Source organism: Streptomyces sp. NBC_01454 (genome assembly GCF_036227565.1).
Lineage (GTDB): Bacteria > Actinomycetota > Actinomycetes > Streptomycetales > Streptomycetaceae > Streptomyces.
The window spans coordinates 3,180,912-3,193,391 of the sequence record NZ_CP109460.1 but is presented as its reverse complement, the minus strand read 5'-3'; the positions used below and the strand labels follow the sequence as shown (position 1 = coordinate 3,193,391).

Here is a 12,480-nt window from a genome sequence, read left to right as displayed (position 1 = left end):
GGGGGGCGGTCAGTTCGGGTTGAGGCCGTGGTCGCGCAGCCACGGCTGCGGGTCGACCGCCGCGCCGCCGCCCGGGCGCACCTCGAAGTGCAGATGCGGCCCGGTGGAGTTGCCGGAGTTGCCCGAATAGGCAATCCGCTCACCGGCTTTGACCTCCCCGGAACGGATCTTGGTGCTGCTCAGATGGCAGTACCAGGTCTCCGTGCCGTCGGGCGCCGTCACGATCGCCATATTGCCGTAGGCGGAGTTCCACTGGGTGCGGATGGTGCCGTCGGTGGCGGACATGACCGGGGTGCCGTAACTGACCGGGAAGTCGATTCCGGTGTGCACGGACATCCAGTTGACGCCGGCCTGGCCGAAGGTGGCGCTCAGCCCGTGCTGGGTGACGGGCAGCACGAACTTGGGGCGTGCGGCCTCCTTGCGGGCCGCGTCCTCCGCCTTGCGCTTGCGGTCCAGCGACTGGCGCTCCTTGAGGTCGATGCGCTCCTGCGTCCGGCTGGCCCGGTCGCGGAAGTCATCGGCGCTGGCGCTGAGCCCGGCGAGCTGGGTGTCGAGCTTGCTGTTGGCCGCGGACGGCTTGACGGCCGTCGCGTCGGGCGCCGACTGGGCGGTCGCCTCGGTCTTGTCGTCCTCGCCGAAGTGGGCGACGGACGCGGCGGCCACGGCGCAGATTCCCAGGGTGGCGACCGAGGGGACGGCGATGGTCAGCAGCGCCGACCGCTTCACCGGGCGCCGCCGGCCCCGGCCGCGGCCGGCCTTCCCGGCGTCCGGCCCGGCGGCCCGGCGGCCGGCGGGGGCGTCGGGCGCGAGGGTGATCGGCATCGCCTGCGTCATGGCGTCCGCGACGGAGGCGGCGTCATCGGCGCCGGAGGTGCCGTCCGCGTGGTGCCGTCCGGTGTCGTATGCGTCGGATCCGTACGCACCGGACTCGTACGCGCCGCCGCCGTGCCGGTCGCTCCCGGCGTGGTCGGCGGGCGCGGTGCCGTCCCACGTGGCGTTGTCCCAGTGGCCGGCCTCGGCCGCCGGCGGGCCGGCCTGCGCCGGGATGCCAGCGATCAGACCCTGGTCGATGGTCGACCAGACCGCGGTGGCCTCGTGATCCGCGGTCTCCTGGACCGTGGTGGCCTGTCGGCCGAGGGCGTCGAAGCCGCCGGTGCTCTCGAAGGTCTCGGCGGTCTGGTAGGCGCCGGTGGCCCAACTGCCGGTGTCGTAACCACCGGTGTCATAGCCGCCGGTGGCAAAGCTTCCGGTGTCGAACCCGCCGTACCCGTACGAGGTGGCTTCGTACGCGGTCGCCTGGTATCCGCCGGTTCCGTACGCGGCGGTCTCGTATCCGGCGGTCTCGTACCCGCCCGTTTCGTACCCGGCGGTCTCGTACCCGGCCGTTTCATACGGGGAGGGGGAGTAGCCGGTGGTGTGCTGCGCGGGCTGCTCATGGGGGGTGTGCGCGTACGGGTCGTAGCCCCCGGCAGCCGCCTGCGGGTAGGCGCCGGTGTCATAGGCGCCGGTGTCCCACTGCATCGTGGGGTAGGCGCCGGTGTCGTAGGCGGCCTGACCGCCGTCCGCCGCACCGGCCCCGCCGCCGTACCCGCCGGCGTGGAAGGTGCCCGTGCCGTACGTACTCATTCCGTTGGCACCCGCGCCGCACGCACCGGTGTCGTACATCCCGGTGTCATAGGTGCCGGTGTCATACATCCCGGTTTCGTACGAGCCGGGAAGCGAGCCGAACAGCGGGTCGCCGTCGCCGTATTCGGCGGTGCCGGCCGGGGACTGGTGCCCGTAGGAGTCGTAGGCCGGATAGTGCGCATACGAGGCGTCGGAAGGAGAGCCGGTCAGAGGCTGAGCCTCCGATGGGTGACGGTCGTTCACCAACTTCTCTTTCGCCTCGACAGCAGGAGAATTAGCGGCGACTGTACCCGGCGGTATGCGATGGCGACAATCTTCCACAGGGTTTGCGCTCGGCCAGACCGGGCATTTGGCCGCCTTTCGGCAGGCCCATGCGTGCTCTTGGCGCCCCGTTCGAGGTTTGTTCGACAACACGTCGAGATCGTGTCGCCTCTGGGATGTCATTTCCGCGTCGTGCGAAGCGGCAATCCGGGGCGGCGGTGTGCCGTTGCGGCGGCCTCGGGTCAGGCCACCGAAATGGTGTCCGCCGTTCCTTGTGCCTCTTCCGCCGACGACAGTGCCTCCCGTATTCCGGCGGCGACGGTGCCGTTGACCGGCAGGGCGAGATGCCCGACACCGGTGACTTGGACGTTGTACGCGAGCACATCCGGGTGATCGATTCTGGCCGTCGTGGCCGGAATCATCACTTGGTCCTCCTCGCTCCAGAAGGCCACGAATTGGGTGCGGCAATTCGGCGCCGGAAGCGACAACTCCCTGATCACCTCGGAATCGGGCCGCATCTGCCGCACGATCGGGTGCGCCGACATCAGGGGCGCGATACGGGTGCCGGAGTGCGGGGTGCCGAGCGTGACAAGCGTCCGGACATGGGCGTCGCCGCCGAGCCGCTGTACGTAGTAGCGGGCGATGAGTCCGCCGAGGCTGTGGCCCACGATGTCCACCCGGCGATGACCGGTCCGCGCGCACACCTCCGCCACATGTCGGCCGAGCAACTCGGCGGCCTTGCGGAGATCGCAGGTCAGCGGGGAGTAGTTGAGCGCTTCGACATGGCGCCAGCCGTGCCGGTGCAGTGAGCGGCGCAGCAGGACGAAGACGGAGCGGTTGTCGATGAAGCCGTGGAGCAGGAGGACCGGCGGATGTGCCCGGCCCACGGTCGGCAGCAGGGTCGGCGGGGTGGTGGCCGGCTGCGGGACCTCCGGCGTCAGATGTCCTTGCGGGGGTTCGGCGGCGGGGTGTGGCAGGGGGCGTTCCCGGGGGATGCCGGTCGGATAGAGCAGAAGGTGGGCGGCGAGCACCGCCAGGTCGACGACCGTGCTGCGGAGCAGGAGGGAAGGGGTGCGGGTGGGGAGCAGGCGCGCGCACTGGAGCGGTGCGGCAAGCAGGCGCGCGAGCAGAAGGGGTGCGGAGAGAAAGGGCAGGGCCTGCATGGCCGACCTCCCGAACGGCACGCGGGAGGCGGCTGTGACCCCCGTGTGCCCTCGTGGGAAGCCGTCAGCAGCGACGGCGGGCCTTCTCCTCGCCCGCCCTGGTGCGCGCCCGGCGGCGCGGTGGTCCGACTGCGGCTCCCCGTGCGCCCGGTCCGCGCGCCCTGTGCCACGAGGCCGTGACATGACGACGAGCGGAACGCGGCGCATAGCGAACGTGTCCCATGTGTGATTTCCCCCTCCCCGGATGTCACGAAACGGCTGGGTACGGGATGCTGGCGATAACGTTCGTTCACGCTCGTGGCCGCCGGATCGCGGCCGCGCGATCGATTGTCGGCTCGGCGGCACCACAGTGCCGTGCATGGCTTGGAGGCAGTGATGAGTGTGGCGCGGCAGGACGGGGCACAAGCGGGAAGCCAGGGCGCGGCGGGCAGGTCGGGGCCGATCCGTGTGGTGGTGGCCAAGCCGGGCCTGGACGGGCACGACCGGGGCGCCAAGGTCATCGCGCGGGCCCTGCGCGACGCCGGTATGGAGGTGATCTACACCGGGCTGCACCAGACCCCGGAGCAGATCGTCGACACCGCGATCCAGGAGGACGCCGACGCGATCGGGCTGTCCATCCTCTCCGGTGCCCACAACACCCTCTTCGCGAAGGTCATCGCCCTCCTGGAGGAACGCGACGCGGCGGACATCAAGGTCTTCGGCGGCGGCATCATCCCCGAGGCCGACATCCCCCCGCTCAAGGCGCAGGGCGTCGCGGAGATCTTCACCCCGGGCGCGACGACCGCCTCGATCGTGGAGTGGGTCCGGGCGAACGTGCGCTCGCTGGCGGTCTGAGGCGGCGCCGGGCAGGCGGACCACGCGGACTCCCCCCGGGGCGGCCGCGGCACGAAGGATCATGGCGCCCTCCGGCCGGGCTCCCCGGCCGGATCGGCGGCGGCGGGCGGCGGCGCCAGCTCGGCGCGCATCGTGGCGCGCAGCCGCAGGGTGGTGACCAGGCGCTGGAAGGCCTCGGACCAGTAGCCGCCGGAGCCCGGTGAGGCGCCCTCGGGCTCGTCGGTGACGGCGGTGAGCATGTCGAGACGGTCCGCGGCCGCCGGGTCCAGACACCGCTCGGCCAGGCCCATCACCCCGCTGAAGCTCCAGGGGTAGCTGCCCGCGTCCCGGGCGATGTCCAGCGCGTCGACGACCGCGCGGCCCAGCGGCTCCGCCCAGGGGACCGCGCACACCCCCAGCATCCGGAAGGCGTCCGACAGGCCGTGCGCCGCGATGAACTCCGCCACCCACCGGGCCCGTTCGTCCGCGGGCAGCACGGCGAGCAGCTTCGTCAGATCCCGCGACGAGCCGGCCGGTGAGACGTCGGAGGCCGGGGACGGTGCGCCCGGCGCACCCAGCAGCGCCCGCGCCCAGTCGGCGTTCTGCTGGCGCACGGCGGCGCGGCACCAGGCGTCGTGCAGCTCCGTCCGCCAGTCGTCGGCCACCGGCAGCGCGACGATCGCCGCCGGCGCGCGGCCCCCGAAGCGTGCGCGCCAGCCCTCCAGTGGCGCCGCCTCCACCAACTGGCCCAGCCACCAGGAGCGTTCACCCCGTCCGGAGGGCGGCGTGGGCGCCATGCCGTCCCGTTGCATCGCCGCATCGCATTCGTGTGGCGCCTCCACCGCGATCATCGTGCTGCCCGACATGCGGTCCGGGCCGATGCAGGTGTGCGCACGCTCGGCCATACGGGCCGCGAACGCGGAACCGGGCAGGGCGGAGAGGAACTCGGCGGCCGTGGCGCGGACGTTGCGGCTGCGGTCGGACAGTGCCTGTTCGAGGAAGGGCTCATCCGCCGCCGAGAGGTCCTCGCGCAGCGAGTCGAGGAACATCAGGCGGTCCTCGGCCCGTTCCGTGGGCCAGGTCGTGGCCAGCAGGGCCAGGCCGGCCGGCGGGTCGTGCCGGCGCAGCGTGGTCAGCAGGGCGACCCGTTCCGCGAACAGGCCCTCCTCCCACCGCTGCCGTATGCCCTCGGGGTCGTCACCGACGGGGAACCCGGCCGGGCCTCCGATCCCGCGCAGCGCGAACTTCCATTCGTCGTTGAGCCGCGCCAGCCACAGGGCACGCGGTCCCGCCAGCGTCAGCGCGGCGGGCCGCAGATCCGTACGGGCCCGGGCGGCGTCGAGCAGCGCCGGAAGCAGCGCCTCCGGGGCGCGGTAGCCGTATTCGCCGGCGGCGGCCAGCCACTGGGGGAGCAGTTCGGTGAGGTCGGGGGCCGTCCCGCGGCGGCTGCCGCCGGCGGCGCCGCGGTCGGCGAGCAGGAGGGACAGCCGGCGGCGTGCCGCGGGCGGCAGCACGGGACGTGGATCGGCCGGGGCCGGGGCGGGCCGCTCGCCGGCCGGCGCGGGGCGCAGCGCGGCGCGCCGGCGCACCGTGCTCACCGCGGCCGCGTCCAGGAGCGCCGCCGCGCCGTCCTGCCCGGCCCGCATCGCCACCGGCGGGGTCCGGCGCTCGGTCCCGAGCAGCGCGGCACTCACGAGGGCGGACCAGTCAGCGGGGGCGGCCGAGGCGGCCGAGGCGGGTGAGGCGGGCACGAGGGGTGAGGCGGGAGAAGCGGGTGTAGTGGGTGAGGTGCTGTTCGTGCTGCTCAGGGCGTGGGTGTTGCTCGTCATGCCCGTCCTCCAGGCATCGGTGGCATCAGTGGCATCAGTGGCATCAGTGGCATCGGTGGGGACGGCTTCCGCGGAGGGTGGGGAGCCGTGGCGGTCGGGGCCGGGGGCCGGCGGGCCGGGGCGCGGGTCACAGGGACACCGGGGTGGGGTCCCAGACGGTCAGCGGCAGAAAGCCGCGGTGGCCGCATTCGCCGAAGACCGTGACGGGCGCCCCGCCCGATATCGCGGCCAGCTGCCAGCGGCTCGCACTGCCGGTACAGCGCGGATCCAGCGGCAGCGCCGACTCCCCGTCCGCATCGGCCAGTTGCCCGCCCGACCCGCCGCGGCCCGGTACCGGGGTGACGTCGGTGAGTACCACGGGCCAGGAATCCAGCCACGGGTCGTCGCGCAGCGCATCGCCATACGCGGCCAGCGCGGCATCGATGCCGCAGCCGGGTGGCACCGGACCGGGGACTGCCGGGGCGTGCCGCTCGCCCAGGGCGGCACGCAGCGGACGGGCGCCGGGGTAGTAGGCGAGATCCGCGTCGAGGATCAGACCGGGCGGCAGGGCCAGGTCCGGCGGGCGGTTGGCGCCGCTGAACGAGAGATGCAGCGCCATCCGGCCGGTCCGCTCGCCCCGCAGGAAGATTCTGCGGGTGAGCAACGTGCCGTCAGCGCCGTCCTGTTGGGCGAGCACCAGCCAGCGGTCCCGGACCGTCGCCGCATCGGGCCCGGTCAGCAGGTCCGCCGCCTCCGTGGTGAGTCCCACCCGGGAACGGACCGTCGCCGCGAGCGGGGCCGGCAGTCGGTCGAGGCCGAGGAATCCCTGATCGAGGAGGTGCAGCAGCGCGCACTCCTCCAGCAGCCGGGCCGGCCAGTCGGGGCCGGACGCCGCCACCGCCCCCAACTCGCGTACCCGCGAGGCGAGTCCGGGAGCCTGGGCGTCGACCATGCGGGCGGCGGTCTCGTCCCAGGAGCCGCCCCCGTTCCCGGAACCGCCCGGGCGGGAGGCGCCCCCTCCGGTGTGGCCGGCCGAGGCCAGGCCGGACCGGAGCAGATCCTCCAGGCGCTGCTCCAGCTCCACGGCGCCGGCCCCGATCCGCCGCAGCCGCCGGGCGGCCCGCCGCTCGGCCGCCTCCGGGTCGGCGGGCGCCCGCGACCCGGCACCCGCACCCGGCGGCGCACCCGCGGACCGCCCGGCGCGCTCGCGGCGCCCGGCCAGCCACTCGCCCGCCCACGGCGCAGGCTCCCCGGCCGCCACCGCCCCCTCGTCGCCCGCCCAGAGCAGCAGCAGTCCCAGCGCGTGCTTGCACGGAAATTTGCGGCTCGGACAACTACAGCTGTAGGCCGGGCCGGTGAGGTCCACGACGGTCCGGTACGGCTTCTTGCCGCTGCCCTTGCACTGCCCCCACACCGCGGCGTCGTCCGCGCCCGTTTCCGACCACGGCCCGGGCGCCGCGAGCCTGCCGCCCGCCTTGCGTGAGACCTCGTCAGGCGCCAGCGCGCGCACCTGATCCGTCGTCCAGCGTTCCCCCTGCGGATTCATGTCCCCGACGCTACGACGTGCCACTGACAATCTCCCCGGCCCGCCCCGAACTCCCAGGTCAGGCACGGTTTTCGGGGCGTTGTCAGTGGTCTGGTGCAGGCTTGATTCCGCAGGCGGCCGGCAGCGAATTCGCGGGGTGCCGCCGCAGACGCGAGACGAGGGGGAAACATGTCCGGGAACAGCTTCAGGGCGGCCGGCGACGCGGCGGAGGACACCGGGAATCCGGCGGGCGGGACGACAGCGGAACCCGTCGGCGGGGCGGTGCTGCGGCCGCATGCCGAGGAGAGTTTCGCGGCGGAGCTCGCGGCCCTCGCCAAGGCCGATGACCGGCCGCGGCCGGAGCGCTGGCGGCTCTCGCCCTGGGCGGTCGCGACCTATCTGCTCGGCGGCACGCTCGCGGACGGCACGGTCATCACACCGAAATACGTCGGCCCGCGCCGGATCGTCGAGGTCGCGGTGACGACCCTCGCCACGGACCGCGCGCTGCTCCTGCTCGGCGTGCCCGGTACCGCCAAGACCTGGGTGTCCGAGCATCTGGCTGCCGCCGTCAGCGGCGATTCCACCCTGCTGGTGCAGGGCACGGCGGGCACCCCCGAGGAGGCGATCCGCTACGGCTGGAACTACGCCCAGCTGCTCGCGAACGGCCCCAGCCGCGAGGCGCTGGTCCCGAGCCCCGTGATGCGCGCGATGGCGCAGGGCATGACCGCGCGCATCGAGGAACTGACCCGGATCCCCGCCGACGTCCAGGACTCGCTCATCACGGTCCTGTCGGAAAAGACCCTGCCGGTCCCCGAGCTGGGGCAGGAGGTGCAGGCCGTCCGCGGCTTCAATCTGATCGCCACCGCCAACGACCGCGACCGCGGGGTCAACGAACTCTCCAGTGCGCTGCGCCGCCGCTTCAACACCGTCGTGCTGCCGCTGCCCGCGACCCCCGACGAGGAGGTGGACATCGTCTCGCGCCGGGTCGGGCAGATCGGCCGCTCGCTGGATCTCCCGGCCGGACCGGAGGGACTGGACGAGATCCGCCGGGTCGTCACGGTCTTCCGCGAGCTGCGCTCCGGCGTCACCGCCGACGGCCGGACCAAGCTCAAGTCGCCCTCCGGCACCCTCTCCACGGCCGAGGCCATCTCGGTGGTGACCAACGGCCTGGCGCTGGCCACCCACTTCGGGGACGGCGTGCTGCGCTCCGGGGACGTGGCCGCGGGCATCCTGGGCGCCGTGGTCCGCGACCCGGCCGCGGACCGGGTCGTCTGGCAGGAGTACCTCGAGACGGTGGTGCGGGAGCGCGACGGCTGGAAGGACTTCTACCGCGCCTGCCGTGAGGTGAGCGCATGACCGGGCCGCTGCTGCTGGGGGTGCGGCATCACGGCCCCGGATCGGCGCGGGCGGTGCGGGCCGCCCTGGAGCAGTACACCCCCGCCGCGGTCCTGATCGAAGGGCCGCCGGAGGCGGACGAACTGGTGCCGCTGGCGGCCCAGGAGGGGATGCGGCCACCGGTCGCGCTGCTCGCCCACGCGCAGGACGACCCCGGCCGCGCGGCATTCTGGCCGCTGGCCGAGTTCTCCCCGGAGTGGGTGGCGATGCGCTGGGCCCTGCACCACGGCGTCCCCGTCCGCTTCATCGATCTGCCCGCGGCCCACTCCCTGGCGATGACGGAGGACGAGGAGCGGACGGCAGGGGAGCGGCCCGGAGACGAGGCGCCCGGGGAAGCCGCCTGCGGGCCCGCCCGGACCGGCGGTACCCCGGCCGAGGTGCGGGTCGACCCGATCCGCGTGCTGGCAGCGACGGCCGGGTACGACGACCCCGAGCGCTGGTGGGAGGACGTGGTCGAGCACCGCGGAGGCGGGGGGACCTCCCGCGCGCCGAGCGGAGCCGGGTGCGAGGAAGAGCCCGACGCGGCTGCGCCGTTCGCGGCGCTCGCCGAGGCGATGGGCGCGCTGCGGGAGACCTACGGCGACGGCGGCCATGACCGTGACCCGGTGCGCGAGGCCCATATGCGGCTCCGACTGCGGGCCGCGCGCAAGGAGTTCGGGGACGGCATCGCCGTGGTGTGCGGAGCCTGGCACGTCCCGGCCCTGACGCGGCGCACCACCATGGCCGCCGACCGGCAGCTGCTCAAGGGTCTGCCGAAGGTGAAGGCCACGGTGACCTGGGTGCCCTGGACGCACCGGCGCCTGTCCCGGCACAGCGGGTACGGCGCCGGTGTCGCCTCGCCCGGCTGGTACGGCCATCTCTTCAGCGCCCCCGACCGCCCCGTCGAACGCTGGCTGACCAAGGTCGCCGGGCTGCTCCGGGAGGAGGACTACGCCGTCTCGTCGGCGCATGTCATCGAGGCGGTGCGGCTCGCCGAGGGGCTGGCCACGGTGCGCGGCCGCCCGCTGCCCGGGCTGACGGAGCTGGAGGACGCGGTCCGGGCCGTCATGGGCGACGGCTCCGACGCCCCGTCCCTGCTGATCCACGACCGGCTGGTGGTCGGTGAGGTGCTGGGCGAGGTCCCCGAGGACGCCCCCGCGGTCCCGCTGCAGCGGGACATCGCCCGTATCCGGCGCACGCTCCGGCTCACCCCGGAGGCGGTGGAGCGGGAACGGGAGCTGGATCTGCGCAACGAGACCGACGCCGCCCGCAGCCGACTGCTGCACCGGCTGCGGCTGCTCGGCATCCCCTGGGGAGAGCCCGCCCACTCCCGCGCCGGCACCGGCACCTTCCGGGAGACCTGGCGGCTGCGCTGGGAGCCCGAACTCTCGGTGCGGGTCGCGGAGGCCGGCATCTGGGGCACGACGGTGCTCTCGGCCGCCACCGCCAAAGCCGTGTCCGAGGGCTTGGAGGCGGCCACGCTGGCGGGGGTGACGGCGCTGGCCGAACACTGTCTGCTCGCCGGACTCCCCGACGCGCTGCCGGTGGTGATGCGGGCACTGGCCGACCGTGCGGCGCTTGACGCGGACGTGGGCCATCTCGCCCGGGCACTGCCCGCCCTCGTCCGCTCCGTGCGCTACGGCGATGTCCGCGGCACGGAATCCGCGGCGCTCCGCGAGGTCGCCATGGGCCTGGTCGAGCGGGTCTTCGTCGGACTGCCGCCGGCCTGCGCGGGCCTGGACGCCGAAGGCGCCGCCGCCCTGCGCGAACCGCTCGACGCCACCCATCAGGCCGTGGGCCTGCTCGCCCGGCCGGAGCCCGGACAGAGGCCCGCCCCCCACGGCCTGCGGGCGCGGTGGGCCGCGGTACTGCGCACGGTGAGCGAACGGGACGCCATACCGGGACTGCTCCGCGGCCGCGCCGTCAGACTCCTGCTGGACGACGGTGAGTTGGGCGAGGAGGGCGCCGAGCGGCTGATGGGCCTCGCCCTCTCGCCCGGCACCCCGCCCGTCGATGCCGCCGGCTGGATCGAGGGCTTCGTCGGAGGCGGGGACGGCGGCATGCTGCTGGTCCACGACGCACGGCTGCTCGCCCTCGTCGACGGCTGGCTGACCGGGGTGCCGGACGCGGCGTTCACGGACGTGCTGCCGCTGCTGCGCAGAACTTTCGCCGAGTACGAGGCCGGAGTGCGGCGCACCCTCGGCGAGCTGATCCGCCGCGGGCCCACGACGCCGTCCCACCGGTCGCCCGGTGACGCCCCCGACGCCGCCGCGCCCGGCTTCGGCCCGGGCCTGGACCGCGACCGCGCCGCCGCCGTACTCCCCACGCTGCGCCTGCTCCTGGGAATCGGACACCAGGGCTTCGACAGTGAGCCGCCCGGGCCGGCTGCGCCACCCGAGCCGGCCGCACTCCCCGGTCCGCCCACCCCACCCGCCGCGGCCCACGACCCACAACCGCCCACCGCCCGGCCGCTCCACGCACCTCCGGCGGACCCGACCCGATCGGCCGACGACCTCATGGGGGCACGAACATGACCCGCACGACACCGAGCCCGTCGGCGACAACGACACCCGCCCCGGCACCCGACCCGACACCCACTCCGGCACCCGCCCCCACACCCGCCCCGGCCACCCCCACCCCCTCCGCCGCGCCCCCCGCCGTTCCCGCCGCCCCCGGCCCCGCCACCTCCGAGGCCGAACGGCTGCGTCGCTGGCGGCTGGTGCTCGGTGGTGGCGGGGCCGACGGGACGGGGTGCGAGCTGCGGGGGCGGGATGCCGCGATGGACGGGGCGCTGGCCTCGCTCTACGGCCGGGAGGGCGGCAACGGCGGCAAGAGGGCCGACGGCGGCCGGCGTGCGGCGGGGCTCGGGGCGTCGGCGCCCGGGGTGGCGCGCTGGCTCGGCGACATCCGTACGTACTTCCCGTCCTCCGTGGTGCAGGTGATGCAGCGTGACGCCATCGACCGGCTGGGGCTGTCCGCGCTGCTGCTGGAGCCGGAGATGCTGGAGGCCGTCGAAGCGGACGTCCACCTGGTGGGGACCCTGCTCTCGCTCAACAGGCTGATGCCCGAGACGGCCAGGGAGTCCGCACGCGCCGTCGTCCGCAAGGTCGTCGAGGAGCTGGAGCGAAAGCTGGCGAACCGCACCCGCGCCACCCTCACCGGTGCGCTGGACCGCTCCGCGCGGATCAGCCGCCCGCGCCACCGCGACATCGACTGGAACCGCACGATCCGCGCGAACCTCAAGAACTACCTCCCCGAGTACCGCACGGTCGTCCCCGAGCGGCTGATCGGCTACGGCCGGGCCGCGCAGTCCGTGAAGAAGGAAGTGGTGCTCTGCATCGACCAGTCCGGGTCGATGGCCGCCTCCGTCGTCCACGCCTCGGTGTTCGGCGCGGTGCTGGCGTCCATGCGGGCCATCGACACCCGTCTGGTCGTCTTCGACACCGCGGTCGTCGATCTGACGGACCAACTCGACGACCCGGTCGACGTGCTCTTCGGCACCCAGCTCGGCGGCGGCACGGACATCAACCGCGCGCTCGCCTACTGCCAGTCCCGGATCACCCGCCCCGCCGAAACCGTCGTGGTCCTCATCAGCGACCTCTACGAGGGCGGTATCCGCGACGAGATGCTCAAGCGGGTCGCCGCGATGAAGGCGTCCGGGGTGCAGTTCGTGACCTTGCTCGCACTGTCCGACGAGGGGACACCGGCCTACGACCGGGACCACGCGGCGGCCCTTGCGGCCCTGGATGCACCGGCGTTCGCCTGTACGCCCGATCTGTTCCCCGACGTCATGGCGGCCGCCCTGGAGAAACGACCGCTGCCCATACCGGACATGGCGGAGCAACGGTGACAGGTACCCCCGGAGGACTTGCGTGGCACCTGGTTTCTCATGCAAGGATCAGGCCATCGC

The 12,480-nt window shown here is 74.0% G+C and carries 8 protein-coding genes; 4 read left to right on the top strand and 4 right to left on the bottom strand.

The window, feature by feature from the left end:
• Window positions 1-9: 9 nt before the first annotated feature.
• Window positions 10-1,869 carry a M23 family metallopeptidase gene (locus OIU81_RS13850; RefSeq protein ID WP_329147569.1) on the bottom strand — a complete coding sequence of 620 codons (1,860 nt, stop codon included), beginning with the start codon at window positions 1,867-1,869 and terminating at the stop codon, window positions 10-12.
• A gap of 260 nt (window positions 1,870-2,129) precedes the next feature.
• Window positions 2,130-3,050, bottom strand: coding sequence for an esterase/lipase family protein (locus OIU81_RS13845; protein ID WP_329147567.1), 921 nt, complete (start codon window positions 3,048-3,050; stop codon window positions 2,130-2,132).
• A gap of 375 nt (window positions 3,051-3,425) precedes the next feature.
• Between OIU81_RS13845 and OIU81_RS13840 the strand changes: the two genes are divergently transcribed.
• A complete protein-coding gene (locus OIU81_RS13840; protein WP_329147565.1) occupies window positions 3,426-3,884 on the top strand; it encodes a cobalamin B12-binding domain-containing protein in 459 nt (152 codons plus the stop codon).
• Between the two features lie 59 nt (window positions 3,885-3,943).
• Here OIU81_RS13840 and OIU81_RS13835 read toward each other — a convergent pair whose 3' ends face one another.
• Both OIU81_RS13835 and OIU81_RS13830 read right to left on the bottom strand, forming a co-directional pair.
• Complete coding sequence (locus OIU81_RS13835) at window positions 3,944-5,692, bottom strand: DUF5691 domain-containing protein (RefSeq protein WP_443073985.1); 1,749 nt, start codon at window positions 5,690-5,692, stop codon at window positions 3,944-3,946.
• A gap of 127 nt (window positions 5,693-5,819) precedes the next feature.
• Window positions 5,820-7,217 (bottom strand): SWIM zinc finger family protein, encoded by a 1,398-nt coding sequence (locus OIU81_RS13830; RefSeq protein ID WP_329147563.1) that lies wholly within the window; start codon window positions 7,215-7,217, stop codon window positions 5,820-5,822.
• Window positions 7,218-7,385: 168 nt separating this feature from the next.
• Between OIU81_RS13830 and OIU81_RS13825 the strand changes: the two genes are divergently transcribed.
• From OIU81_RS13825 to OIU81_RS13815, 3 genes are read left to right on the top strand one after another with little or no spacing between them, the layout of a single operon-like run.
• Window positions 7,386-8,552 (top strand): ATP-binding protein, encoded by a 1,167-nt coding sequence (locus tag OIU81_RS13825; protein WP_329147562.1) that lies wholly within the window; start codon window positions 7,386-7,388, stop codon window positions 8,550-8,552.
• Window positions 8,549-11,104 (top strand): DUF5682 family protein, encoded by a 2,556-nt coding sequence (locus OIU81_RS13820; RefSeq protein WP_329147560.1) that lies wholly within the window; start codon window positions 8,549-8,551, stop codon window positions 11,102-11,104. Before OIU81_RS13825 ends, OIU81_RS13820 begins: the two co-directional genes overlap by 4 nt.
• A complete protein-coding gene (locus tag OIU81_RS13815; RefSeq protein ID WP_329147558.1) occupies window positions 11,101-12,420 on the top strand; it encodes a VWA domain-containing protein in 1,320 nt (439 codons plus the stop codon). Before OIU81_RS13820 ends, OIU81_RS13815 begins: the two co-directional genes overlap by 4 nt.
• Window positions 12,421-12,480 lie beyond the last annotated feature (60 nt).